Origin of the sequence: Rhodococcus sp. NPDC047139 (assembly GCF_040643435.1) — a bacterium.
Taxonomy (GTDB): domain Bacteria; phylum Actinomycetota; class Actinomycetes; order Mycobacteriales; family Mycobacteriaceae; genus Rhodococcus.
In genome coordinates, this window is the sequence record NZ_JBEYUH010000006.1 from 74923 (window position 1) to 101059 (window position 26137).

General features: G+C 65.5%; 22 protein-coding genes. 12 read left to right on the forward strand and 10 right to left on the reverse strand.

From position 1 onward, the window contains the following. The first annotated feature begins 61 nt into the window (after window positions 1-61). From ABZ789_RS09480 to ABZ789_RS09505, 6 genes are read left to right on the forward strand one after another with little or no spacing between them, the layout of a single operon-like run. On the forward strand, window positions 62-1015 hold the full coding sequence (locus tag ABZ789_RS09480; RefSeq protein WP_358422404.1) for an ABC transporter permease: 954 nt from the start codon (window positions 62-64) through the stop codon (window positions 1013-1015). Next, window positions 1012-1914 carry an ABC transporter permease gene (locus tag ABZ789_RS09485; RefSeq protein WP_358422407.1) on the forward strand — a complete coding sequence of 301 codons (903 nt, stop codon included), beginning with the start codon at window positions 1012-1014 and terminating at the stop codon, window positions 1912-1914. Before ABZ789_RS09480 ends, ABZ789_RS09485 begins: the two co-directional genes overlap by 4 nt. A 47-nt stretch (window positions 1915-1961) precedes the next feature. Continuing rightward, entirely contained in the window at window positions 1962-3539 is a 1578-nt protein-coding gene (locus ABZ789_RS09490) for an ABC transporter substrate-binding protein (protein ID WP_358422410.1), read from the forward strand. A 28-nt stretch (window positions 3540-3567) separates the two neighbouring features. Beyond that, complete coding sequence (locus tag ABZ789_RS09495; RefSeq protein WP_358422413.1) at window positions 3568-4581, forward strand: ABC transporter ATP-binding protein; 1014 nt, start codon at window positions 3568-3570, stop codon at window positions 4579-4581. Continuing rightward, window positions 4571-5620, forward strand: a complete 1050-nt coding sequence (locus ABZ789_RS09500) for an ABC transporter ATP-binding protein (RefSeq protein WP_358422415.1) — start codon at window positions 4571-4573, stop codon at window positions 5618-5620. The genes ABZ789_RS09495 and ABZ789_RS09500 overlap by 11 nt, the downstream gene beginning before the upstream one ends. After that, window positions 5617-7053 carry an MFS transporter gene (locus tag ABZ789_RS09505; protein ID WP_358422418.1) on the forward strand — a complete coding sequence of 479 codons (1437 nt, stop codon included), beginning with the start codon at window positions 5617-5619 and terminating at the stop codon, window positions 7051-7053. Before ABZ789_RS09500 ends, ABZ789_RS09505 begins: the two co-directional genes overlap by 4 nt. A gap of 14 nt (window positions 7054-7067) precedes the next feature. Here the strand turns inward: ABZ789_RS09505 and ABZ789_RS09510 are convergent, their stop codons facing one another. From ABZ789_RS09510 to ABZ789_RS09530, 5 genes are all read right to left on the reverse strand, one after another. Then, window positions 7068-8354 (reverse strand): MFS transporter, encoded by a 1287-nt coding sequence (locus ABZ789_RS09510; RefSeq protein ID WP_358422421.1) that lies wholly within the window; start codon window positions 8352-8354, stop codon window positions 7068-7070. A gap of 194 nt (window positions 8355-8548) precedes the next feature. Next, window positions 8549-8839 carry a DUF3263 domain-containing protein gene (locus tag ABZ789_RS09515; RefSeq protein ID WP_358422424.1) on the reverse strand — a complete coding sequence of 97 codons (291 nt, stop codon included), beginning with the start codon at window positions 8837-8839 and terminating at the stop codon, window positions 8549-8551. Window positions 8840-8869: 30 nt separating this feature from the next. Continuing rightward, on the reverse strand, window positions 8870-10303 hold the full coding sequence (locus ABZ789_RS09520; protein WP_358422427.1) for a FadD3 family acyl-CoA ligase: 1434 nt from the start codon (window positions 10301-10303) through the stop codon (window positions 8870-8872). Continuing rightward, on the reverse strand, window positions 10300-11481 hold the full coding sequence (locus ABZ789_RS09525) for an amidohydrolase family protein (protein ID WP_358422430.1): 1182 nt from the start codon (window positions 11479-11481) through the stop codon (window positions 10300-10302). Before ABZ789_RS09525 ends, ABZ789_RS09520 begins: the two co-directional genes overlap by 4 nt. A 34-nt stretch (window positions 11482-11515) precedes the next feature. Then, window positions 11516-13057 (reverse strand): AMP-binding protein, encoded by a 1542-nt coding sequence (locus tag ABZ789_RS09530; protein ID WP_358422433.1) that lies wholly within the window; start codon window positions 13055-13057, stop codon window positions 11516-11518. A 136-nt stretch (window positions 13058-13193) separates the two neighbouring features. Here ABZ789_RS09530 and ABZ789_RS09535 point away from each other — a divergent pair, with 136 nt between their 5' ends. The 3 genes from ABZ789_RS09535 to ABZ789_RS09545 all read left to right on the forward strand — a co-directional run bounded on the left by ABZ789_RS09535 (window position 13194) and on the right by ABZ789_RS09545 (window position 16410). Continuing rightward, the gene (locus ABZ789_RS09535; RefSeq protein ID WP_358422436.1) at window positions 13194-13916 is read left to right on the forward strand and encodes an enoyl-CoA hydratase/isomerase family protein; all 723 of its coding nucleotides are present in this window, start codon (window positions 13194-13196) and stop codon (window positions 13914-13916) included. 104 nt (window positions 13917-14020) lie between these two features. Next, window positions 14021-15355: a cytochrome P450 gene (locus ABZ789_RS09540; RefSeq protein WP_358422439.1), complete on the forward strand. Its 1335-nt coding sequence runs from the start codon at window positions 14021-14023 to the stop codon at window positions 15353-15355. Window positions 15356-15690: 335 nt separating this feature from the next. Next, complete coding sequence (locus ABZ789_RS09545) at window positions 15691-16410, forward strand: M23 family metallopeptidase (protein ID WP_358423121.1); 720 nt, start codon at window positions 15691-15693, stop codon at window positions 16408-16410. 66 nt (window positions 16411-16476) lie between these two features. Here the strand turns inward: ABZ789_RS09545 and ABZ789_RS09550 are convergent, their stop codons facing one another. Both ABZ789_RS09550 and ABZ789_RS09555 read right to left on the reverse strand, forming a co-directional pair. Beyond that, the gene (locus ABZ789_RS09550; protein WP_358423124.1) at window positions 16477-17640 is read right to left on the reverse strand and encodes an IS30 family transposase; all 1164 of its coding nucleotides are present in this window, start codon (window positions 17638-17640) and stop codon (window positions 16477-16479) included. 275 nt (window positions 17641-17915) lie between these two features. Next, a complete protein-coding gene (locus tag ABZ789_RS09555; protein ID WP_358422442.1) occupies window positions 17916-19886 on the reverse strand; it encodes a M13 family metallopeptidase in 1971 nt (656 codons plus the stop codon). A gap of 111 nt (window positions 19887-19997) precedes the next feature. On the opposite strand from ABZ789_RS09555, the gene ABZ789_RS09560 reads away from it, so the two are divergent. Beyond that, window positions 19998-21206: a serine hydrolase domain-containing protein gene (locus ABZ789_RS09560; RefSeq protein WP_358422445.1), complete on the forward strand. Its 1209-nt coding sequence runs from the start codon at window positions 19998-20000 to the stop codon at window positions 21204-21206. 17 nt (window positions 21207-21223) lie between these two features. Here the strand turns inward: ABZ789_RS09560 and ABZ789_RS09565 are convergent, their stop codons facing one another. After that, entirely contained in the window at window positions 21224-22147 is a 924-nt protein-coding gene (locus ABZ789_RS09565; protein ID WP_358422448.1) for a PaaI family thioesterase, read from the reverse strand. A gap of 68 nt (window positions 22148-22215) precedes the next feature. After that, a complete protein-coding gene (locus tag ABZ789_RS09570) occupies window positions 22216-22821 on the reverse strand; it encodes a DUF1707 domain-containing protein (RefSeq protein WP_358422451.1) in 606 nt (201 codons plus the stop codon). 187 nt (window positions 22822-23008) lie between these two features. On the opposite strand from ABZ789_RS09570, the gene ABZ789_RS09575 reads away from it, so the two are divergent. Continuing rightward, the gene (locus ABZ789_RS09575; RefSeq protein WP_358422453.1) at window positions 23009-23479 is read left to right on the forward strand and encodes a glyoxalase; all 471 of its coding nucleotides are present in this window, start codon (window positions 23009-23011) and stop codon (window positions 23477-23479) included. Between the two features lie 24 nt (window positions 23480-23503). Here the strand turns inward: ABZ789_RS09575 and ABZ789_RS09580 are convergent, their stop codons facing one another. Beyond that, the gene (locus ABZ789_RS09580; protein ID WP_358422456.1) at window positions 23504-24523 is read right to left on the reverse strand and encodes a sigma-70 family RNA polymerase sigma factor; all 1020 of its coding nucleotides are present in this window, start codon (window positions 24521-24523) and stop codon (window positions 23504-23506) included. 110 nt (window positions 24524-24633) lie between these two features. Here ABZ789_RS09580 and ABZ789_RS09585 point away from each other — a divergent pair, with 110 nt between their 5' ends. Next, entirely contained in the window at window positions 24634-26133 is a 1500-nt protein-coding gene (locus ABZ789_RS09585; protein WP_358422459.1) for an AarF/UbiB family protein, read from the forward strand. Window positions 26134-26137: the final 4 nt, after the last annotated feature.

Here is a 26137-nt window from a genome sequence, read left to right on the forward strand (position 1 = left end):
CTGCTCGTGTTCTTCGTCGCCGTGAGTCACGGCCTCGGTAGTACGACGAAAGTTGAGTCGGATGTTTCTCACGATTTCGAAGAAGGTGGGCCGCAGCCTGCTGGTGGTCCTGTTGGTGACCATCGCGGTCGTCGGTCTGCTCAGTCTCGCCCCCGGATCGGTCGCGCAGGTCATTCTGGGGGAGAACGCCACGCCCGAAGCGGTCGCGGCAATGAACGCCAAGCTCGGCCTCGACGCGCCGTTCTGGAGCCAGTACTTCGGCTGGCTGTCCGATGCCGTGCGCGGCGATCTCGGAACATCGCCGCTGACAGGTCAATCGGTCAGCGAAGCCATCGGAGAGCGGCTGCCCGTCACGTTGCAGCTCGCCACGATGGGGCTGCTGATGGCCCTGCTGATCGCGCTGATCATGGGCGTGATCTCCGCGTCCCGTCCGGGAAGTGCCGTGGACCGCGGCATGAATGCCCTGTCGGCCGTATTCCTCTCGGTGCCGGCGTTCATCGCCGGCCCTGTCCTGATCTACTTCCTCGCTATCCAGCTCCAGATCTTCCCGGTGATGGGCTGGTCCCGGATCAGTGAGGGCCTCGGGGACAACCTGCGCAGCGCGCTGCTTCCGGCGCTCGCCATTGCACTGACCGAGATCGCGGCGTTCCACCGCCTGCTCCGTACCGACCTCATCGGCACTCTGCGCGAGGATTTCATCGCCGCTGCCCGCGCGAAGGGAATGCCCTCGGGATACGTCATGTTCCGGCACGCCCTGCGCCCTTCGTCCTTCTCTCTCATCACGGTCGCAGGTATCAACCTCGGACGGCTCATCGGAGGCACGGTGATCGTCGAAACCCTTTTCGGGCTACCTGGCCTCGGTCAGCTCGTCGCCTCGTCCATCACATCTCGTGACGTGATCATGGTGCAGGGAGTCGTCGTCTTCATCGCGGTCGTCTACGTAGCGGTCAACACGCTCGTCGACCTCAGCTACCAAGTGATCGACCCCCGGGTCAGGAAGGTGGTCGGAGCATGACGCAGGTCGCGCTCGACAAGAAGGACACCGCGCGGTCGAGCGACCCGGCGGCGTCGAACCTGCCGAAGGTGCCCGTCGCCCGGAAGGCCCGCTCGGTGCTGGTCTACCTGTCGATCGCGTGGCTGGTGATCATCATCGGGGCTGCGATCACCGCCGGCTTCCTGCCGCTCGCTCCGTACAACGTCCCGATCGGCCCGCCGCGGACGCCACCGAGCTTCGGCTCGCTCGACACCATTCTGGGGACCGACACCCTGGGTAGATCGCTGCTTTCCCGGATCGTCCACGGTGCGCAGGTGTCGCTTGTCATCGGCGCCGTCGCCGGCCTGGTGGGTTTCCTGATCGGATCGTGCTTCGGCATGATCGCCGGCTATTTCGGCAAGCGTGTCGACGCCGTCATCTCGCTCCTGGCCGACGCGATGCTCGCCTTCCCGCCGCTCATCCTGCTGCTGGCGCTCGCCTCGATCCTCACACCGAGTGTCGGGACCATCCTGTTGGGCCTCGGCCTGCTGGCGATTCCGTCGTTCGTCCGGCTCGCGCGAGCGAATACGCTGGCGTGGTCTTCGCGGGAATTCGTCAGGGCTGCAAAGAACATGGGTGCCGGCGACGGTCGAATCCTGTTCCGCGAAATCATGCCGAACGTCCTTGCCCCGCTTGCGTCCTACATGCCCATCGTGATCGCGGCATTGATCGTCGCCGAGGGATCGTTGAGTTTCCTGGGCTTGGGTATCCCTCCGCCGCAGCCGAGTTGGGGCGGAATGATCAACGACGGCAAGGATGCGATCGCGACGTCCCCGCACCTGGTGTTCGTACCCGCACTGGTCATCTTCTTCACGGTCTTCGCCCTCAACCAGGTCGGTGACCACCTTCGCACCAAGTACGACCGCACGCTGCACGACTGATGTGTACCGAGACCGGTTGTACCGCAATCTCCGACGAAAGGTCGACAATGATTCGACGTAGAAGACTGTTCGCGGCCGCTGCGGTCGCCTGCTCCGCGGTGCTCGTGCTGGGAGCATGTGGCTCGGGTGGTGCCGACACCGCGTCCGGTCAGGATGCAGCGGTGGTCGGTGATCCGGTCGCCGGTGGCTCCGCCACCATCCTCCAGGCCGGTGAACCACGTTCCCTCGACCCTGCGGCGCTGTCCAACACCTGGGCTCATCAGCCCGTCCTGGGCAACGCTCTCTACGGCGAGTTGATCATCACCGACAACGACTCGTTCGACGTCGGATACCGTATGGCAACGGATTTCTCGACCGATGACGGGGGGAAGACCTTCACCCTCGCACTCCGTCCCGATCTGAAGTTCAGCGATGGGACACCGCTCGACGCCGCGGCGGTGAAGTTCAACTGGGACCGCCTCAAGGATCCGGCACTCGCCTCGACGACCATTCGGCAGGCCGTTCAGATCGAGTCCACCGAGGTCGTCGACCCTGTCACGTTGCGCGTGACGATGGTCGAGCCCAACCCGCAGTTCGCCCAGGCCATCGTCGCGGGTGCACTGAACTGGATCGCGTCACCGGCCGCTCTGGAACAGGGGCAGCAGGCGTTCGACGAGAACCCGGTCGGCGCGGGGCCGTTCACCCTGGTCAACTGGACCCGTCAGGACTCGATCGAGCTGGAGAAGAACGAGTCCTATTGGGACGCACCGAAGCCCTACCTCGACGGACTCACGATCCGGACGGTGGCCGACTACAACCAGCGATTGAATGCAGCCACGACCGGTGCCGCAGACCTGTCCATGGAGTCGAGCTGGACGAGCCTCGAGCGTGCGGAGTCGGCGGGTCTTGCCACATCGGTGACATCGACCGGCGGTGGACAGTTCGCCGCGATGAACTTCCGCAGGGCGCCCTTCGACGACGAGCGGGCGCGCCGAGCGGTGTCTCTCGCGGTGGACCTCGATGCTGTGAACACCGTGGTGTACAACGGTCTGGGCGAGGTGCCCCGCACGTTCTTCCCCGAGGATTCGCCGTACTACGCCGACATCCCGCTGTCCGAGACGAATACCGAGGAAGCACAGAAGCTGTTCGACGAACTCGCTGCCGAAGGCAAGCCGGTCTCGTTCACCTACCTGGCCTACCCGACTGCGGAGGCGCGCTCGCTCGGCGAAGCGATTCAGGCACAGCTCGCTGCCTTCCAGAACGTGGACATGAAAGTTGAGGTGCTCGACTATCCGACACTCACGGCGCGGGCGGGTGCGCGCGACTTCGACATGATCATCTCCTCGGCGATCACCCAGGACCCCGACTTCCCGCTCTCGATCGCGTTCAACTCTGCTTCGACGGGCAACTTCACCGGGATCAATGATCCCGAAATCGACGCAGCGCTCGAGCGCGGCAGGTTCGGCGCGACCGTCGAGGAACGCAAGGAAGCGTACGACGTCGTCCAGCAGCGCCTCGCCGATCAGGTGGTGGGTCTCTGGTACGTCCGGGCCACTCCTGCGGTCGCCTATTCGAAGGATCTGCAGGGCGTGCAGTTGTACACCCTCGGATCGCCGATGCCGGCCGAATTCTGGATCAGCAACTAGCCGACACGACGGAAGGGGCCGGCTCGCCGTGACTACTCAGCCGATTCTCGAAGTGAGAAATCTCCGTGCCTACATCGGCACTCCGCGAGGCACCGTCCGCGCCGTGGACGACGTGTCGTTCGACCTGGACTCCGGACAGGCGCTGGGTATCGTCGGCGAGTCGGGCTCCGGGAAGTCGGTGATGGCCCGGGCGATCATGGGACTCATGCCACCGCGCTCCGGTCGATCCGGATCGGTGACCTTTCAGGGCCGGGATCTGCTGGCTCTGAACAAGAAAGAAAAGCTCGAGATCTGGGGCAAGCAGATCGCCATGGTCTTCCAGGATCCGGGACGATCTCTGAACCCGGTGGTGCGTGTGGAACGTCAACTCACGGAGGGCATGAGGCGTCACCTCGGGGTGAGCCGGTCCGAGGCGCACTCCCGGGCGTTGAAGCTCCTCGAGGAGGTCGGGGTGCCCGACCCGGAACGCCGATTGCGGAACTATCCCCATGAGATGTCCGGCGGCATGCGCCAGCGCGTAATGATCGCGATCGCTCTGGCCTGCGAACCCGACCTGCTCATCGCCGACGAACCGACGACTGCACTGGACGTGACGATCCAACGGCAGATCCTGGATCTGTTGCGGCGTGTCCAGCGCGACCGCGGAATGTCGATGATGCTCATCAGCCACGACCTCGCGGTGGTGGCGGGCCGCACCGACAGGGTCTCGGTCATGTACGCGGGCCGGCTGGCGGAGGTCGGATCCACCCGTGAGGTCTTCGAGAATCCGATGCACCGGTACACCCATGCCCTGCTCGGTGCGACCCCGACGATCGATCACGTGCGGCACGCCCCGTTACGCGTGATCGGAGGTTCACTGCCCGACCCGACGGCACCACCCGAGGGGTGCCGGTTCGCGCCGCGATGCACCCACGCGTCGGAAGAATGCCGCACCACCCCGCCCCTGCTCGAGTCCGTGGGCGCAGATCATCACGTTGCGTGTCTGAACCCCGTTGCCGTTCCGGTCGGGGCAGTGTCCGGAGGTGAAACCCATGGCCGGTAGTGGTGCCGCTCATCTACGCGGTGACGAAGCTCTGCTCAGCGTGCAGGATCTGGTGGTCGAGTATCCCACCGACAACGGGACGGTCCAGGCGGTCTCGCAGATCAGCTTCGACATACTTCCCGGCGAAACCCTGGGCATCGTAGGCGAATCCGGGTGCGGAAAGTCGACCACCGGTCGTGCGGTGCTGCGTCTGGATCGCATCACCTCCGGCCGCATCCGGTTCGGTGACGAATGGATCGAGCAGGCGAGCGAAAAACATATGCGCTCGCTTCGGCGCGACATGCAGATGATCTTCCAGGATCCGGTCGCGTCGCTCAATCCGCGCCGCTCGGTCGCAGAGATCGTGGTCGAAGGCCTGACGGTGGCGAAGACTCCCGCGAAGGAATGCGAGGCGACGTCGGTCTCTGTTCTCGAGCAGGTCGGTCTGTCCGGCGACAGATTCGCCGGCATGCTCCCGCGCCAGCTGTCCGGAGGCCAGGCACAGCGCGTCGCGATCGCGCGGGCACTCGCCCTGAATCCCCGACTGCTCATCTGCGACGAGCCCGTCTCGGCGCTCGACGTGTCGGTACAGGCCCAGATCCTCAATCTGATCGAGGAACTGAAAGCGGAGTTCGATCTCACGGTGGTGTTCATCGCGCACGACCTCGGCGTGGTGCGCACGGTCAGCGACAAGGTCATGGTCATGTACCTCGGCAAGGTCTGCGAGTTCGGCGACTCCATCGAGATGTACGACGATCCGGCGCATCCCTACACCCGGGCGCTGCTCGACTCGGTGCCCCTGACCGATCCGGAGAAGGGCTTCGCCGGACCACCCCTGGCCGGGGACGTGCCGTCACCGCTCGCTCCTCCCACGGGGTGCCGGTTCCGCACTCGCTGCCCGATGGCGCAGGACCGGTGCGCGGAGGAAGAACCGGAGATGCGCGAGGTCAGGCCGGGACAATACGCGGCGTGCCATTTCCCGCTGCCGTCCGTGACGGGTCGCGATCTCCCCGAGTCGGCCACGGTCGGGGCGGATGAGAAAGCGCCGACTTCCCCGTGAGCGATCGAGTCGGTGGCTTCGCCGGCCGCACGATCTGGGTACTGGTATTCGCAGGCATCGTCACGACGGTGATGTCGACGCTGGTCATCCCATTGCTCGGTGAACTGCCGGAGTTGCTCGGCACCACTCCGTCCAATGCCTCGTGGGTGGTCACGGTGACGCTGCTCTCGGGCGCGGTCGCGACGCCCGTCACGGGCCGCCTCGGTGACATGTACGGCGCGCGGCGGATGCTTCTCGTGTGCACGATTCCGCTCATCGTCGGCTCGTTCGTCTGTGCACTGTCGTCGTCGCTGGCTCCGATGCTCGTCGGCCGAGCGTTGCAGGGTGCGGGATTCGGCATCGTTCCCCTGGGCATCAGCGCGCTTCGCTCTCTCGTGCCGCCCGCGCGCCTCGGGTCGGCGATTGCATTGATGAGTTCGTCGCTCGGCATCGGGGGAGCGCTCGGACTGCCTCTTGCTGCGGCGGTCGTCCAGTTCACGAACTGGCGAATGCTGTTCTGGGGAGTAGGAATTCTCAGCGTGCTGGTCGCGGTGCTCATCGCATGGTTCGTGCGCGACACGCCTGTACCGGCGAAGGCGGGTCGTTTCGACGTCTTCGGCGCCCTCGGTCTTTCGCTTGCGCTGGTGGCCGCGCTGCTGGCGGTGTCGAAGGGCGGCGACTGGGGCTGGGGAAGTCCGACGATCCTGGTGTTGTTCGCGGTCTCCGTGCTCGCCTTCGTCGCGTGGGGGAAGTGGGAACTGAGGAGTGCGGCGCCCCTCGTCGATCTCCGTGTGGCGATCGGGAATCGGGTTCTGGTGACCAACATCGTCGCGACCTTGATCGGCTTCTCGATGTACTTCCAGGCGCTGCTCGTTCCCCAGATCCGGATGTTGCCCGAAGAAACCGGCTACGGCCTGGGTCAGTCGATGCTGGTCATGGGATTGTGGTGCGCGCCGGCAGGGCTGCTCATGATGGCGGTGTCACCGTTGGGCGCCGGACTGACGACTATCCGTGGGCCCCGCACCACACTGTGGGTCGGATGTCTGATGATGGCCGTGTCGTACGCCTCGTCGGTGGTCCTGATGGATTCGACGTGGGGCCTGATGGCGATCACGTGCCTCATCGCGGCCGGAATCGGCCTGGCGTACGGGGCCATTCCCACATTGATCATGGGAGCTGTGCCGCAGGACCGGATCTCGTCGGCCAACAGTGTCAACACCCTGTTGCGCTCGGTCGGTGGAACGGCGTCGGCCGCTGTCGCGGGAGTGGTGCTCGCGCAGATGAGTGTGGGCTTCGCGGGAACCGACGTGCCCTCGGAGAGCGGATTCCTGACGGGGATGTTGATCGGTGCGGCGAGCGCGCTGCTCGCGGCCGCGGCGACCATGGCCATCCGCACCGTGGACCGAACGGAGAGCGGAAGTGTCCGGTCTGAAGCGTCGAGTTCGGTCCGGTGAGGGATCCCGCCTCGTCAACGGCGGGATGACGCGGTGAGGTGCGGCTCGGTGTCGATTCCCGGGATACCGCGTCCGCGCAGCGACGCACCCGCGGTCTCGGCCACGAAGTACAGCGAGACCAGACCGATCACGCACGCCCCCATCATGTAGAAGGCCGGCACGAGATCGTTGCCGGTGCGCTCCACCAGCCACTCGTTGACGGCGGGCGCCGTCCCACCGAAGAGCGACGTCGACACGTTGTACGCGATCGCGAATCCGGCGAACCTGACATGCGTGGGGAACATCGCGGGGAAGGTCGCCGAGATGGTCGACAACTGCAGGACGTACAGCAGGCCGAGGACGGTGAATCCGATGATCGCCCACCCGAATCCGATCGTCATCAGCATGTACATGGGGATGGCGAGGACGAACAGGCCGCCCAGCGACATCGCCCACAGGGGTTTACGGCCGATGCGGTCCGACCACGCGCCCGCGAACGGGATGACGGCCATCATCGAAAGCTGGCCGATCACCACCAGGAACAGCGACGCGGTACTCGTCAGGCCGATCCGATTCTCGAGGTAGGTGGGCATGTAGCTGAGCAAGGTGTAGTTGCACACGTTCAGCGCGATGACCAGACCCATCAGCGTGACGATCTGCCTCCAGTACTTGGTGAGAAGATCTTTGAACTCGGCCCCGATACTGGCCTCTTCGCCGTGCTCCTCCTCGAGTTCCCGAAAGACCGGAGACTCGTCGAGTTTCGTGCGCAGGTAGAGGCCGACGAGTGCGAGCGGGCCGGCCACGAAGAACGGGAGCCGCCAGCCCCACGTCGCCATGAACGCGTCCGTCGACGCCAGGTCGATGGCCAGGACGAGAAGCGCCCCGGCCGAGAAGCCACCCAGGGTGCCGAATTCGAGGAAACTGCCGTAGAAGCCGCGCTTGCGATCGGGGGAGTACTCCGCCATGAATGTGGCCGCACCGCCGTACTCACCTCCGGTGGAGAAGCCTTGGATCATCCGGAGCAACACCAGCAGCAACGGCGCCCAGAACCCGATCGATGCGTACGACGGAACGGCACCGAGCAGCACCGTCGAGCCACCCATCAGCAGGATGGTCAGGGCGAGGATCTGCCGGCGGCCCAGACGGTCGCCGAGCGGGCCCCACACGAAGCCACCCAGCGGTCGCATCAGGAACGAGACCGCGAAGACACCCAGGGTGAGCAGGGTCGCGGATTCGAGGTCGCCGGGAAAGAAGGAGTCGGCGATGTAAGTGGCGGTGTAGGCGTAAACGCCGTAGTCGAACCACTCGGTGAAATTGCCCATGGCGGACGCGCCGATGGCACGTCGGACCTGCTGAGGGGGCGCAGAACTGGAATCCGGCGATGGGTTTACGGAACCGGTTTTCACGGGCGTGCCCTTCGATCGGGATCGATGCCCGGTCGTTTACCCGGGTGGGCGGACCGTGAAACGTGGGCGGACCGTGAAACCGAACCCGGCGAAGTTTCCTCGGGGCCGTATCAGGCGGAGAGTTTGCTGAGCGGGTGCGTCGACGACGCGTAACGCGCACGGTCGCGGCCGGTTGCGGAACGGATGTCGACGGTGCTGAGCCGTTCGTCGCAGATCTGCACGAGTTGCGCGAGAATCTGGGGGTCGAACTGGTTCCATTGGTGCTTGGTCAGCAGGCGACGCAGTCGGTGGAAGTATTCCTCCGGGGTGATGCCGAAGGCCACGAAGATGTCCTCGTCCGGCCCGCCGTTCCAATGCCGCCACTTCACTGCGAAAGCGAGCATTGCAGCTTCGTCTGTCATGACGGCGCTCCTATCGATTGTCGGGGTGTTTCAGCGGAGAAGTTCTTTGACAACCTTGCCGGTGGCGTTCACCGGCAGCGCGTCGACGAATTCGACGACACGCGGAACCTTGAATCCGGCCATACGCGTCCGGCTCCAGGCGATCAGGTCCTCGGCCGGGATCGGGGCCGCGGAGACGACGAACGCCTTACCCACCTGGCCGAGTCGCTCGTCGGGGATGCCGACAACGGCCACTTGGTCGACGGCCGGATGTTCGAGCAGGAAACCTTCGATCTCGGCGGGATAGGCGTTGAACCCGCCGACGACGAACATGTCCTTCTTGCGCCCGATGATACGGAGGTGACCATCGGGATCGAGTTCGCCGAGGTCGCCGGTGTGGAGCCAGCCGTCGGAGTCGACAGCTTCGGCGGTGGCCTGCGGGTCGTCGAAGTAGCCCTGCATCACGTTGTAACCGCGGATGAGCACCTCGCCATCGGCAGCGATACTCACCTCTACTCCGTCGCAAGGTTTTCCGACGGTGGTGGCGATCTGTTCGAAGGTGTCGCCGGGTCTCGATGCCGTCGCGGTGCCCGCCTCGCTCAGACCGTAGCCCGTCATGATCGTCTCGAAGGGGAGTTCGTTCCGGATACGCCGGATCAGGTCGACCGGAATGTCGGCCGATCCGGTTACCGCGGCACGCAGCGACGACAGGTCGTGCGTTCCGCGTTGCTGTGCGGCGAGGAGCGAGTGGTAGAGCGTGGGTGGACCGGGCAGCATGGTCACACTCTCCCGCTCGATCAGTTCGAGGACGATATCCGTCTCGAAGACCGGGACGGGAATTACGGTGGCACCGCGGATGAACGACGCGACGAGACCTGCCTTGTAGCCGAACATGTGGAAGAACGGATTGACGATCATGTAGCGGTCGCCGCGCCGCAGGTCGGCCAGATCGCACCATTCGGAGAACATCCGGAGCGTCTGCAGGTGATTCATCATCACGCCCTTGGGGCGCCCGGTGGTGCCCGAGGTGTACATGATGTCGGCGACGTCCGACCCGTCGATCCTCCGCGCGAACGGACTTCCGCTGTCCAGGAAACCGGACCGGAGATCGATTCGCGAAATGCCCGAAGGTACTGCGTATTCCTGACTGAGAAAGCGGTCCTCGACGAGGACGAGCCTGGCTCCGCTGCGGCGGATGATGTCGCCTGCCTCGTCCTCACGGTAACGGGTGTTCACCGGGACGAGGACGCCACCGGCGGTGAGGACCCCGAAGGCCGCAACGATCCACGCAGCGGAGTTGGGGGCCCAGATCGCCACCCGATCGCCCTTGCCGACCCCCGCCGAGGCGAATGCCCCGGCGGCACGGCGGATTCGATCGGCGAGATCGGTGAAGGAGATCCGGAGGTCCCCGTCGACGACCGCTTCGGCATCACCGAAGCGGTCGCCGGCGCTCAGGACCATCTCGGGGATGGTCCGCCAGTTCATACCTTCAGGAGCCTCGCAAGGTTGCCACCCATGACCAGCTTCTGATCTTCGAGCGGCAGGTGCTGGATGTGCTCGATGTAGGTGGTCGGCTCGGCCAGGCCCTCGGGGTGCGGGTAGTCGGAGCCGAACAGCACGCGCTCGGCGCCGATGAGGGCGGTGAGCTTGCTGAAGTCCTCTTCCCAGAAGGGGCTGACGTGGATGCTCTTCTTGATGGCCTCGACCGGATCCTGCATGCCGAAGCCCTCGGGCGCCTTCTTGTAGACATCGGAGAGAGTCTGGAGAAGGTGCGGCAGCCAGGACGCGCCGTTCTCGATGACGGCGATCCGCAGTTCGGGGAAGCGGAAGAGAGCACCGTGGCACACCCAGGACGCCACGGCGTCCTGGATGGGACGCCACTCGCTGACCATGCGGAAGGCGTTGGTGACGAACGGGAGCATCTCGTCGCCCGTACCGTCCCACTCCTGGTTGTAGCGGGCGTAGCCGCTGTCGGAGGAGTGCTGGGTGACCAGCACGTCCAGCTCGACGACGCGCTTCCAGAAGGGGTCGAACTCGGGGAGGGCGAACGAGCGCGGTCCCTTGTAGCCGGGGACCGGCGCCGGCCGCACGAGGATGGCCTTCGCGCCGCGTTCGACGCACCACTCCAGCTCCTCGATCGCCTTCTCGACGATGGGGAGGCTGATGACGGGAACGGTGAAGATGCGGTCCTTGTAGTTGAATCCCCAGGTCTCGTACAGCCACTGATTGAGCGAGTGGACGACCGCGTGGATCAGCTCGGGGTTGTCGCGCATGCGCTCCTCGACGAGGCTGGCCAGCGTCGGGAACATCAGGGTGCGGTCGATCTGGAGCTCGTCCATGAGCTCGAGGCGCGCCGCGGGATCGCGGAACGCCGGGATCGACTTCATCGGCTTGCCGAAGATCTCCCGCTTGCTCTTGCCCTCGGGGTTGCCGTTCTTGAAGTAGTCCTCCATGGCGCCCGGGCGTGCGACGACCTCGAAGGTGGGGTTGGGGATGTACTCACTGATCTGACCACGGATCGCGATCTTGGTGCGGCCGTCGACCTGCACGTACTTGATGGCGCCTTTGTACTTCTCCGGAAGGAACTTGGTGAGAGCTTCCTCGGTCTCGTACAGGTGGTTGTCCGCATCGAACAACGGGTACGGCAATTCTTTCGCGGGCATGAATCCTCCTTCTCCTGTTGAGAGAATACTATTCTCATCTTCTGGTGGTCGCAATATCCTGACGGACCCGGAACTTCTGGATCTTGCCGCTCGCCGTCCGCGGAAAGTCTTCGACGCGATGCAGTTCCTCGGGCCACTTCTGCTTCGCGATGCCGGCCTGGAGGAAGTGCGCGCGGATCTCGTCGAGCGTCGGCATCGCATGATCGGGGTGCAGCCGTAGAACCGCCGCTGCGTGTTCGCCGAGGCGATCGTCCGGCGCCGACACGACAGCGGCTTCGGCGACCGCGGGCAGTGTCAGGAGTACCTCCTCTACCTCGAGAGCGCTGATGTTCTCTCCGCCACGGATGATGAAATCGGCCTTGCGGTCGGTGATGGTGAGGAAGCCGTCCTCGTCGACGGTCGCGACGTCCCCGGTGTGGTACCAGCCCTCCTCGTCGAAGGCCTTGGCAGTGAGTTCTGCGCTCGTGTATCCCATGCACAGATCCGGCCCGCGGCTGAGGATCTCCCCGTCGTCCGCGATCCGGATCTCCACGCCGGGGCAAGGGCTTCCGTCGGTGAACAGTCGCTTCTCGACCGGGTCCGTGACGAGCGAGCTGGTGATCGACGGATGCTCGGTGCTGCCGTACGCGCGGAACACCGTGATGCCCAGATCGTCGAGCCGGCGTGTGACCGCGGCGGGCACGGTCGAGCCTCCGAGGCCGGCGTACTTCATGTACCGGATGTGCCGGTCGGGATCGAAGTCGGGGTGGTCGAGCAGGCTGGTGATGAAATAGGTTGCCCCACCTCCGATCACGAGTCCATCGCTTTCCATCAGTTCGATGGCCCGGGCGGGATTCCAGACGTCGAGCAGATTGATCGGGCTGTTGTCGAGCAGGGGAATGAGGAACGCGTTGACCATCCCGATGAAGTGCCCGACGGGCGCGCCGGTCAGCTGGTTGCCGCGGTCGGCCGGGTAACGGGCCACGAGCTGCCGGGTCTCGAAGCCGAGAGTGCGGTGGCTGTGTATCACCCCTTTGGGGTCGCTCGTGGTTCCCGACGTGAACGCCAGCAGTGCCGGTCCGGCGGGGTCGACCGGTAGCACTCCCTCGAAGGGGTCGTCGTCGAGGAGGTCGTCGAAGTTGCGCCCGACCACGCCCACCACGGGGATGTCCGCGCACAGATCCGGTTGGTACTCCGTGTATCCGAACTTCTCGGCGCACACGAACACCTTGGGAGCCGACTCGCGCAGGATGAAGCCGAGTTCCTTGCGGCCGTAGAAGTGCACGATCGGGACGACCGTGGCGCCGAGGAAGGACGATGCCCAGAACACCGCGGCGGCCTCCATCCAGTTGGGCAACTGGAACGCAACGACGTCTCCAGGGCCCACACCCCGGCGACGCAGACCGGCGGCGAGGCGGCGCGCGACGTGCTCGACCTCGCCCACGGTGCCCGACCACGGGCGGACGTCGGAATGGATGCGGAACTCGATGTCGGGGGCGGCCTTCAATCCGCCCGCCAGCATGTCGCCGATCGTCTCGCGTGTCCACCACCCCTCGTGCTCGTAGCGTTCGACCAGTTCGGAAGGGATCTGCCGCATCTGAGTGCTCCATGTCCGGGGTGGGGCCGTGCCGTCGTAGGCCACGGCGCGAAGGAGTGCAGACCGGCATAGGCCGGTTGTGATGATGCTATTCTCCTAAAACTAGAATTCCAATATCAGTTCGGAGAACAGAACCATGGTGGAGCTGGAGCTCGATGACGGTCTCGCCGTCGTCACCATCGATCGCCCGCATGCACGCAATGCCATCGCTCCCGAGACGATGGATCAGCTCGAGAAGGTGCTCGACGAAGCCGCGCAGGCGCAGGCGCGTGCGCTGGTGATCAGGGGCGGTGGCGACCGGGCTTTCGTCTCCGGCGGTGATCTCAAGGAACTCGCCAAGCTCCGCACCCACGAGCAGGCAGCCGATATGGCGTGGCGGATGCGTACCGTCTGCGATCGGATCGCCGGCTTCCCCGCTCCCGTCGTGGCGGCGCTCAACGGGCACGCTCTCGGCGGCGGCGCCGAGGTTGCAGTGGCCGCGGACATCCGGATCGCCGCCGACGACGTCAAGATCGGCTTCAACCAGGTCTCGCTGGCGATCATGCCGGCCTGGGGTGGGGCTGAGCGGCTGGCATCGCTGGTCGGACGCGGGCGCGCCCTCATGCTCGCGGGCTCCGGAGAAATCCTTCGTGCCGAGGAGGCCGAACGTATCGGGCTCGTCGACCGGGTGCTTCCGCGGGAGGGCTTCGAACAGGGCTGGCGCGCACTCGGGCGCGCGCTGGCCAACCCGTCGTCCGCATCCGTCAAGCGCGTCGTGAACGGGGCCGGTCCCGAGGAGGCGGTCGACGCGTTCGCGCGATTGTGGGTCGCCGATGCGCACTGGGAAGCGGCGGACAAGGTGCTCTCACGCGGCAAGTGACCCGTCGCCCTCCAGGAGGACGTGTGACGGGCCCATCGGGCGTTTGAACAGGCCGAGACGGGGGATTCTCCAGAGGTCCTGTCCCCTCGACGTCGGGAGCGCCCTTGTCTGCAACGACCGCGATCGTTTCACCCGCCGATGCTGCTCGGCTCCTCGGCAGGGTGGCCGTACCGTTCGTGGCAGTGGGTCCGATCGCGCGGCGTCGCTGGGTGATGAAACTGCTCGAGAAGAACCAATCCGACGCGGCCGTGGTTCGGGTGATCGCCGACCTGCGCAAGCGTCACGGTGACGGTCCGCTGGCCGTGCCGATCCCCGGCCGCACGCTTGCGATCGTCCTGTCGCCCGATGATGTGGACCGGATTCTGCGCACCGACACGGCGTCGTTCACCGCAGCCAACAGGGAGAAGGTGGCCGCACTCAGCCCGTTCCAGCCCAACGGGGTGCTGATCTCCCGAGGGGACATCCGCGCACAACGCCGCGCGTTCAACGAATCGGTCCTCGAACCCGAACACGCGTTGCACCGTCTCGCCGCCGAGTGGGTCCCGGTGATCGAGCAGGAGGTGCGGGCACTGGTGGGAGTCGCCGGATCGCGCGGCGAACTCGACGCGCGGGACTTCGTGCGGGCGTGGTGGCGACTGGTCAGGCGTATCTCGTTCGGCGACGCTGCACGCGACGACGAGAGCGTCACCGACCAGCTGTGGACGCTTCGCTCGAACGGGAACTGGTCGTTCGCGCATCCCCTCCGGCACCGCCTGCGCGACCGGTTCACGCAGAACCTGCACCGCCACGTCACCGCGGCTCCGTCCGCCAGTCTTGCGGGCATCGTCCGTGACCTCGCGGCACCGGCTTCGGTCGATCGGATCGGGCAGATGCCGCACTGGCTGTTCGCGTTCGACGCTGCGGGTATGGTCACCGCCCGCACCCTCGCGGTGCTGTCCACCCATTCCGAGCAGCGCCTGCGCGTCGAGTCGGAGCTGGCGGCAACCGAAGCCGGAACTCCCCAGGTCTACGAATATCTACGGGCCTGTGTGCTGGATACGACGCGCCTGTGGCCGACCACACCGGTCATCCTCCGGGACTCGGTGGAAGAGACCGCCTGGAGCAACGGTGCGGGCGGTAGCTCGACCCTTCCGGCAGGTACGGGTTTCGTGATTCTTTCCTCGGCCTTCCACCGTGCCGACGATCTGCCGTTCGCCGACAGCTTCGAACCCGAGATCTGGCTCGACGGGCGAGCGGAGCGCTACCCGGCGCTCGTGCCGTTCAGCGCCGGACCCACGGTCTGTCCCGGACGCAGCATCGTCCTGTTCGTGGCGAGTACGTTCCTCGCGTGTCTGCTGCGCGCGGCCGACTTCGCTGTGGTGTCGGAGGTGAAGCCCGATCCGGCGCGTCCTCTGCCCGCGACATTGGACAATTTCGGCTTGCGTTTCGCGGTGCGATAAGTTCGCCTGCATACCCCATCCGGGGAAGTTTCATGGGCACTGAGTGCCATGACGTTGCTCACTGTTTACCTCTCTCTCGACCGAACCTGTGAGGTCGGTGTTGCTTCTGTGGCCGGAGTGGGGCAAACGGGACAGTTTTGATGGTCGACTGGTCGGTTTCCTGTCAAATCGACACGCCGCTGATCTCGAAAATCGACGTACTCTGTGACTGAATCGTGATCCTTTCGTTATCGGGATCCCGTCCCAGAGGAACTGTTGTGAACCGAAATACTGAATCCACTCCCACTCGAGACACCACCGACATCCGTCGGCGTGCGGCACGCGTCGGCAGGTGGATGGCAGTCGCGGTCCTCGCGGGCGCGGTGACGGTCGGTAGCACGACCGCCGCGCACGCTGCGGGCGATCCATTCCGCGCGGAGTCCCGCGCAGCCTGGACCGGCGTCGCCGAGAACCTGTCCACCGCACCGCAAGTGCTGAAGGTCGCCGGTCTCGACGCATCCCACTACACCGAGAAGCTCCGCCGCGCCTCCGAACGAGATGCGCAGCGTGCCGCCGAGCAGGTCGCCGCGCAAGAAGCGGCGCAGCGTGCGGAAGACGAGCGAATCGCTCGCGAGGCCGCCGAGCAGGCCGCCCGCGAGGAAGCTGCCCGCCCTAGAGTCGCATTCCCCGCCGCCGGCACACTCACCTCGGGCTTCGGTCCGCGCTGGGGTACCAATCACAACGGCATCGACATCGCCAACTCGATCGGAACTCCCATCGTCTCGGTCACCGACGGCGTCGTGATCGAATCCGGTCCGGCCACGGGCTTCGGCCTGTGGGTGCGCGTCAGGCAGGACGACGGCACGATCGGCGTGTACGGACACATCGATGCTTCGCTCGTGGTGCCCGGCCAGCACGTCCGCGCCGGCGAGCAGATCGCCACGATGGGCAACCGTGGTCAGTCGACCGGCCCGCACCTGCACTACGAGGTGTGGCAGCCGAACGGCACCAAGATCGACCCCATGCCGTGGTTCCATGCACGCGGCGTTCCCGTGCCGGGATCGCATCTGGGCTGACCCCCCTGCACATGACACTGCCCCGACGCTGGGCGGATTCCAGGGGTCGTCGCAACACCAAGCGAACTAGACAAGTTCTAACAGACGCTCGGCTGGGGTATCCCAGCCGAGCGTCTTGCGTGGGCGGCTATTGAGCTTCTGCGCGACGTGCTCGAGGTCTTCGAGGCCGTGGATAGATAGGTCCGTGCCCTTGGGGAAGTACTGGCGCAGCAGACCATTGGTATTCTCGTTCGATCCTCGCTGCCAGGGTGACGCGGGATCGCAGAAGTAGACCGGGACACCGGTGGCCACTCGGAACGCCTTGTGCGCAGCCATCTCTGCACCCTGATCCCAGGTCAGCGAGCCGCGCAGATGCTCGGGCAGCGTGCCGATCAGAGTAACGAGGACGTCGCGGACGGCTTCGGCCGTGTGTTCGCCGGGAAGATGCCCGAGCATGACGTAACGTGTGGACCGTTCGACGAGGGTGACGATCGCTGTCTTGTTGCCCGCGCCGAGCACCAAATCGCCCTCCCAATGCCCTGGGACAGCACGGTCCTCAACTTCCGCCGGGCGTTCGCTGATCATCACCATCGGATCAACGAACCGGCTGGTGCGTTGCTCAGGCGAGCGATGCGGCTTACGGCGGGCTCGGCCGGTGCGCAACGCGTCAGCGACCTCACGTTTCAGCCCGCCGCGAGCCTGGACGTAGATCGCCTGGTAGATCGTCTCCGTGCTCACCTGCATACTCTCGTCGTCCGCGAAATCTCGCGACAGGACGCCGCTGATCTGCTCCGGAGACCATTGTTCCCTCAACCGGTCCGACACGTAATCCCGCAGCCGCCCGGACTGGGCAAGTTTCGCCGGCTTCGGGCGCATCCGTTTCGTGGCGGCGTCGCGATGAGCACCATGCGGCAGATAGACGCCGTCCGTCGAGCGCGTGTCGATCTCGCGTTTGATCGTCGATGCCGATCGTCCCAGTTTTCGGCCGATCGCCCGTAATGACCAGCCGAGCCGCTTGAGATCAGCGATCGTCTCTCGTTCTTGAAGTGACAGCAGCCGCGATCCGACTTGCTCCGGAACCGTCGACGGTGGACTCGTCATGGATCTCATCGTCGTCGTGTTGGTGGTGTAGTCCACAAACGTTCCGTCGGGATAGAGCCGACCGCGTTTCAGTCGTCGGACTCCACGGTCCCAGTCCCTGGCCGTCCGGATGTTGATTCCTACACGTTCTGCCGCGGCCTTCCTGGTCAGGCCCTCCCTGCGTAACGACAGGAATTCGGCTTTGCGAGGGTCCTCGGTTCGCCTCGAAGAGACGCCAGCTGCACGCGCCCACGCGTACGCGGTATTGCGATTGATACCCAGGTCTCGCGCTGCTGGAGTGACGCTCTTGACCACATCGAGCGGGGCGAGGAACTCCTCGCGTTTGTCTGTAAACGACACGGTGGTCGCAACCTCCCGAAACTCGGGGTGTTGCGACCACCGTTAGAACCCGCCCTGTCCGCGTCGGGGCAGTGCTGTATGCGGGGCTACCAGATCCTTACGCGCTCTTCGGGATCGAGATACAGTCCGTCGCCCTGACGGACGTCGAACGCGTCGTAGAACGCGTCGATGTTGCGGACCACGCCGTTGCAGCGGAACTCCGGCGGCGAGTGGGGATCGACCGCCAGGCGACGGGACGCCTCCTCGTCGCGAACCTTCGTTCGCCACACCTGAGCCCACCCGAAGAACACCCGCTGCAATCCGGTCAGTCCGTCGATCACGGGTGCAGGCTTGCCGCCGAGCGCGATCTTGTAGGCCTCGAGCGCGATCGACAGACCACCGAGATCGCCGATGTTCTCGCCGATCGTGAAGCTACCGTTGACGCGTTGTCCGGGAAGGGCTTTCGGCTCGAACTCGTCATACTGAGCGATGAGCGCCGCAGTGCGCTTGCCGAACTCCTCGCGATCCGAATCGGTCCACCAGTTCTGTAGATTGCCGTCGCCGTCGTACTTCGCGCCCTGATCGTCGAAGCCGTGGCCGATCTCGTGCCCGAGCACCGCACCGATACCGCCGTAGTTTGCGGCGTCGTCGGCGTGCAGGTCGAAGAACGGCGGCTGGAGAATCGCTGCGGGAAAGACGATCTCGTTCATGCCGGGGTTGTAGTAGGCATTGACCGTCTGCGGGGTCATGAACCACTCACCACGGTCCACGGGGCCACCGAGCTTGCCCAGATCGCGATCGTATTCGGCGGCGTAACCGCTGCGGTAGTTGCCGACCACATCGTCCGGTGTGATCGTGACGGCGGAATAGTCGCGCCAGGTGTCCGGATAGCCGACCTTGGGGGTGAACTTCTCGAGCTTGCGCAGGGCCGCCTCACGTGTGGCCGGGCTCATCCATTCGAGTTCGGTGATCGACTGCCGATAGGCCTCGATGAGATTGTCGACGAGCACCTGCATGCGGGTCTTGGCCTCGGCGGGGAAGTGCCGTTCGACGTAGAGCTTGCCGACGGCTTCCCCCATGAGATCCTGCACGAGCGACACGCCGCGCTTCCAGCGGTCCCGGATCTCCTGAGTGCCGGTGAGCGTGCGTCCGTAGAACGCGAAGTTCTCCTCGACGAATGCCTCGGACAGATAGGGGGCACGCGCACGCAGTACTCGCCAGACTGCCCAGGCCTTCCAGTCGTCGAGTTGTTCGTCGGCCCACAGCCCGGCGAACACCTCGAGGAAGCTCGGCTGGCGCACCACGATCTCGGCCCACTGTTCGCCGGTCGCGCCGGTCGCGCCGATCCACCCATTCCAGTCGAACTGCGGAAGATCGGCGAGCAACGAATCGATGGTGAGCAGGTTGTAGCTCAGGTCGGCGTCGCGACGCTTGACGACATCCCAGTGACCGGCGGCCAGCTTCGTCTCGAGCGCCACCACCCTCGACGCGTCGTAGGGCAGGTCGGCAAGGGCGAACATCCGGCCGACGTGGGCGGTGTACTGCTCGCGGATCTCGGCGTAGCGCTTCTCCCGGTAGTACGACTCGTCGGGCAGACCGAGTCCGCCCTGTGAGACGTGCATGAGGTACCGCTCGGAGTTCTTCGAATCGGTATCGACGTAGTGCACGAGCGCGCCCGTCACGCCGGTACGCTGCAGGCGGCCCAGCACCACCGCGAGCGCGGCGCGATCGGTGGCGCCGGAGACGGCTTCTAGTTCGTCACGGATCGGGTCGAGACCGGCGGCCTCGATGGCCGCGGTGTCCATGAAGGACTTGAACAGGTCGCCGATCTTCCGAGCGTCGCTGCCCGGTTCGGCACCGGACTCCGCGGCCTCCTCGATGATGGTCCGAACATCGACTTCCGCCTTGTCGGCGAGCGTGCGGAACGCCCCGTCGAGTGCGCGGTCGGCGGGGATCTCGTGCTCGGCGAGCCACCGCCCGTTCACATGTTCGAAAAGGTCGTCCTGGGGGCGGACCCGCTCGTCGACGTGTCCGAGGTCGATGCCGGAGCGGATCTCCGAGTTCTGCGCGAGGGTCATGCTCCCCATCCTTACACTCGAGTCGCCCGGCGTGCAGACAGCGACGTGCAGATACGCGTGGAAGTGGGAGAACACATACACGGCCGGACGCATGCTCCTAGCATCGGGCATATGACCGAAGGTTCCCCGGCGGAGCCGCCCGAGGTGGCACCGTCGACGCAGATGCTGGTCGACCCTCGCTTCATGCCTGTGGCGGATCTGTTCTTCCGGATGTTCTACAAACAGAGTCAGGGTGGTGGCGCTCTCGCGTGCTATTTGCACGGCGAACCGGTGCTCGACATCTGGGCAGGCAGCGCGACCCGTGACAAGCGGTGGACCCGAGACACCATCGTGTTGTCGTTCTCGACCGGTAAAGGAGTGGCCAGCACGGTGGTGCACCGGCTGGTCGAACGCGGCCTGCTCGACTACGACGCAGCCGTGGCCGAGTACTGGCCGGAGTTCGCCGTTGCCGGCAAGGAGAGCATCACGCTGCGCGAACTCATGTCGCATCGTGCAGGCTTGCACAAAGCACGTGGCCTCGTCCCCGGTCGCGAAGGGTTGCTCGACTCCGAGGCCGTCGCTGCCGCGCTCGCCGCGTCACCGCCCGATCCTCGGCGTCTCCACGGGCCGGGTTATCACGCCGTCACCTACGGCAACCTCGTCGCCGAGGTCGCGTCGCGCGCCTCGGGGGTGCCCTTCCAGGAATTGGTGCGTACCGAGATCGCAGAGCCGCTGGGGATGGACGAATTCTGGTTTCGCGTGCCGGAGAACCAGCGGCACCGAATTGCCCGGGTCTTCCCGAAGGTCAACTTCCTGCCGGCGCCGTGGACGACGGCATCGGCCGTCCTGTCCCGTGCGCCGGGAGTGCGTGGCCTCGCCGAGGCGGGCATGGCCGAGGGCTTCGACGAACTGATGCGCAGTCCGTCCGCTCACGATGCAGTCATGCCGGGGTGGAACGGGGTGTTCACCGCTCGGGCTCTGGCCCGCATGTATGCGGCGATCGCCAACGAGGGCACGATCGACGGTGTCCGCCTGTTGGAGAAGGACACGATCGAGCAGTTGCTCGAGGTGCAGACCCGGCGGCGAGATTATGTCCTCGGCATCCGGCCGAACTGGCGACTGGGCTACCACCCCGGCTGGGTGAGAATCCGGCAGCAACCGTTGAAATCGGTCGGGCACTACGGTTTCGGTGGGTCGGGAGCATTCGCGGACCCGGAGACCGGGCTGTCGATCGCGTTCGTCACCAACCGCATGGGAAACGCGCTCTCCACGATCTCCGACGGTCGATTTCTGCGGCTCGGCGCTGCCGCGGTCACGGTAGCGCGCCGAGCCGCAGCCTGATCGGACCCCGAAGCAGACTACGTGCGAGAGGCGAGTTGGACGTTCGCGTGCGCGCGCACGTAGACGGTGCCGTCGGCTGCGCACAGCGTCGTCTCGAAGGAGGCGAGTCGCCGACCTGCCCGTAGCGCTGTCGACCGCAGTTCGATGTCCGGTCCGGGAACGGCCGGCGAACGCAGGTAGTCGAGGCCGATCTCCAGTACGCGGTAGTCGTGGTCGACGCCGGTCAGCGTCTGCGCCGCCAATCCGGTGACGGCCTCCGCTATCGAGACGAGCACGCCGCCCTGCACCGAACCGATCACATTGGCCATCCACTCGCGGGGCGACAGGCGGGCCCGCACGACTCCTCGTTCTGCGGCCGTCACCTCGAGCCCGAGCAATCCGGCGAGGGGACCGCGCGGGAGAGATCCGGTGGAGATGCCGGTGACGATATCGAGCCCGGGCAGCTCGGCCAGGACCGCTGCGTCGGACCACGGCTCCGGTTCTCCGCGGTCCGGTACGGACTCCGCCGCGTCCGGTCCGAGATCGGTCGGTGTGCGTCCGACAAGGATGGATCGTCCCACCAGGTGGGCGACGAGCGCGCCCTGCTCGTCGCGCACGTCGGTGCGTGACACACCGGTCGACTCGTCGAAGAAGAGGCCACTGCCATGGCCGACGAGGATGCCGGAGCTGGGGAAGGGGTGGGCGAGCGTCGCCGTCAGGTGCGACAGCACACCCTGGGGGCGCTCACCGGTCGCCGCGAACCGGGCGAGACCTGCGGGCAGGCCGCCCGCGAAGTCCGTGAGGACGCCCAGGGAAGCGAGAGTGGTCCGTCCGCGGTGGTCGAACAGGTGCGGCCCCACGGGCTGGGTGATCGAGACCGACGTGTCGCCGGCGACCTCGATTTCGACGCCCATGAAACGGCCCGGGCGGTCGACGGGGAACTGTGTCGTCTCGATAACCATGCTCTGCTTCTATCAGGGACGGCTTGCCGGATAGCGGCCGGGGAGTCGTTCCCGCAGTTCGCCGGGCTCTACGGGGTCTCCGTCCCGCCTCGGTTCTCGAGTTCGCGGATCCGCTTCGAGGCCTCTTCGAGTCGCTTCTTCCGTGCTGCAGCTTCCGACTTCTTCAGTTGTTCGTAGACCTTCTCGTCGTCGTCGCTGTACTTCAGGATCAGCCGCGGAACGCTCAGCGTCACGATCAGCGTCGGCCACACGATCCAGGCGTAATCCCACTCGACGACGCGTTGCAGGACGAGAAAGGTCGTCAGAGTGATACCGATGATGATCCAGTCGAGCGTTTCGACCAGATTTCCCCGCGTGCGGAGCGAAACAAGTTCCTCCTCCGCCGATTGTGTCGTCGTCACAGGAGAAGTGTCACCACGGACCGCCGGCATCGAGGAATCGGCAATGATCCGGATACGGCCGTCGACCTGTTCGAGAGGAACCCCGCCGGGCAGACCCCGAAAGGACGGTTGCAACGCCGAAAGTGTTCGTGCCGAGGAGATTTCTCCGGACCGATCGTAGAATTCGGCACTGTCCAGCCGTCCCGCGGCGTAGTGCTCGCCGAGCGCGTTCAACGCGTGCATGCGTTCTGAATCGCTGAGCAACAGGTCTTGGTGATCGGAATTTTCGGTCATGGTCCCCTGCGCTTTCGGAAGTGAGTATCGGATTCCGTGCACCCGCGATCTTAGGGCGGTATGCGAAGAATCGGGGACGCTCGGCGACACCTGCCGTACTCCACGATGAGTTCTCGCCGCGTGGTCGGTCTGTATCCGTGACACCCATACCGCGTCCCGGGCAGGGACACCGAACACAGGAGAAACCATGCCGCGCATACCGTTCGTGAACCTCGCTGTCGAGAACGTCGCCGCCTCTCGGGAATTCTTCGACAAGCTCGGATTCACCTTCAACGACATGTTTTGCGACGAGAACACCGCCTGCCTGGAAATCAACGAGCAGAGCTACGTGATGTTGCTCGCGAAGCCGCGCTTCCGCGACTTCATCAACGACGACATCTGCGACACCACGCGGGCCCGTGAGGTGCTCATGTGCATCACCGCGGAGAGTCGTGAGGGAGTCGACGCGCTCGTGGACGGCGCGGTTGCGGCCGGAGGCACCGAGTGGGTGACCTCGGGTGGGCAGAAGGCACAGGAGGAGATGGGGGAGTACTCGCATCAGCGGGCGTTCCGGGATCTCGACAATCACGTCTGGGAAGTGATGTGGATGGATATGTCCGCCGCAGAGCAGGCGTGGGCACCGGCGGACGCCGAACGAAGCGCTGCCGCGGAGGCTTGATTGCCGGCGACTCGACGGGAGGAGTCAGTGGGCTGCCGGGTCTTCCGGCAGCCCGAATCGGGCGAACAACGCAGCGGTGTCGTCGCCGAAGAAGACAGTGGCGTGCGTGACTCTACCGTCGACGATGTCGAGCACTTGCAGTTGAAAAGGGTGGTGGCGACCGTCCTCCCCTCGCATGTACAGCCCGAATGCCGGTTGGCCGTTCGCCACGGCTGGGCGGAGAACCTGGTCGCCGGGACCCTCTGCAGGGCAGTTGGTCTTGATGAGAGTGACGATCGCATCGGCGCCTTGGTACCAGCCCTCGAAAGGCGGCATCTCCCAGATCGCATCTTCGGTGAGCATCTGTGCGAGCGAGTCGATGTCGTACCTCTCGAAGCCGTCGACCCAGCGCTGTAACAATGCCTTGGTTTCGGCACCGTCGGGTTCGGCCAGTTCGTCGTCCCGCACGCGGGCGTCCTTCAACTGGGCTCGGGCGCGCTGCAGAAGGCTGTTGACCGCGGCTGTCGACGTGTCGAGGGCGGCCGCGACCTCGGTGGCACGCCACTGCAGGACTTCGCGGAGAAGCAGTACCGCCCGCTGGCGGGCGGACAGGTGCTGAAGGGCAGCGACGAACGCGAGTCGCACGGAATCGCGGGACGCGGCGATCGTTGCGGGATCCGACGGATCGTCGACGGCGTATCCGGCCGGGAACGGTTCGAGCCAGGGCACCTCCGGCCGGGTGACCAGATCGTCGGTGGGATCGGCACTCGGTGCGCCGAGTCCGGTGGGTAGCGGCCGACGACTGCGACCCTCGAGTGCGGTCAGGCACACGTTGGTGGCGATGCGGTGCAGCCACGTCCGCAGCGACGAACGACCCCCGAAGTTCTCGTAACCGCGCCACGCCCGCAGGTAGGTCTCCTGAACGAGATCTTCCGCGTCGTGGAGCGACCCGCTCATGCGGTAACAGTGGGCGAGCAGCTCTCGACGGAACGGCTCGGCAAGGTCCATGAAATCCGTCGACGCCGGCATCGAACCGGCAGATTCTCCGAGCAGTTGTTCTGTCATGATCGCGATACCCCCGGCTGGTCGGCCCCCGAATTCGCTACCCGTCAGAGAGTAGCCGTGGCCACCGACAGAAGACAGTGAAAATCGCGGGGCCTCGATCGGGGTGCCGGATGCAGGTACCGTGCACGAAGTCGCGCCGAGGGGGCGCGTGGTGGACGGAGTGGGGACAGGTCGTGCACGAATACACGCTGCGCGAAGGCGTATCCGACAGACCGGACCACACCGGAGCGGTCGGCCCGTACGCGAACGGCCTTCCGTCCGGTGCTCTGGACGTCGAGACACCCGAGCTCGACCGTTTCGGGCCGGCCGAGCTCGGCCGAGCCGTGGTGGTCGCGGCCGTGCTGATCGCTTTCGTGGTGTGGGCCATCGTGCGGTGGACCGTCCGGCCCCGGAACCACGGGATCGTCGAAGCGGCCGCCCACGGCACCGTCGACGCGTTCGAGCACCTCGGGCCGACCTTCGTGAAGCTCGGTCAGCTGATCGCCTCGTCGCCCGGGTTGTTTCCCGTCGCGCTCGCCGACGCTTGCCTGCGCATGCTCGACGACGTTCCGACCTTCCCCTCCGACCAGGCCCGGGCGGTGATCGAAGAGGATCTCGGATACCGCATCGACGAGTTGTTCGCCTCGTTCGACGACGTGCCGCTTGCCGCCGCATCCGTCGCCCAGGTGCACGGCTGTGTGTTGCACGACGGTCGCCGAGCGGTCGTGAAGGTGCAGCGCCCCGGGATCGCGCAGCGCATGCTCGTCGATCTGCGGGCCGCCTACATGGGCGCGAAACTGCTGCAGATCTTCGAGTTCTTCCGCATCGCGAACACACCGGGAATCATCCGCGATCTCTACAACGCGACGATGACGGAACTCAACGCGGCGGTAGAGGCGGACCGGCAGGACCGCTTCCGCCGCAACATCTCTGCTTTCGGCGACAATTGCTACGTCACGGTGCCCGAGGTGTACTGGCAGTGGTGCGGCCCGCGGGTGATCTGCATGGAGAGGTTGCAGGGCAAGCCGTTGGACCGGGTCGTGCCGGGCCAGGACGATCTCGACACCGCCCTGCTGGTGCGCCGAGGGGTGAAGGTGTGGATGGAAGCGGTGCTGTGCCACGGCCCCTTCCACGGCGACGTCCACGCGGGCAATCTGTGGTTGCTCGAGGACGGCCGCGTCGCACTGCTCGATTTCGGCATCGTCGGCGAACTACCCGACAAGTGGCGCGCTCTGCTGCGGGCGTTGTTCCGCGCTGCGCTCCTCGACGGGGACTTCACAGCGGTCGCGCAGAGTGTGCGGGCACTCGGTGTCGCCGCAAATCTCGATGTCGACGACGCGGCGGTCGGGCGGCAGGTGGCCGAGACCTTCGGTCCGCTCCTCGGTCAGGACGTGGGTGAACTGCGGCTCAGCGAACTGATCGGGGCGCTGGTCTCGCTCGGCCGTAAATGGAACACGTCGACTCCCGAGGAACTCGTACTGTTCGGGAAGCAACTCGGGTATTTCGAGCGGTATGCAACCGCGCTGGCGCCGGGTTGGGTGCTCGGCCGCGATTCCTTCGTCTTCCGGAATGTCTTCCCCGAGGAAATAGCCATACGACTTGCCGAATCGGGCGTGAGCCTGCCCGACTGAGTTC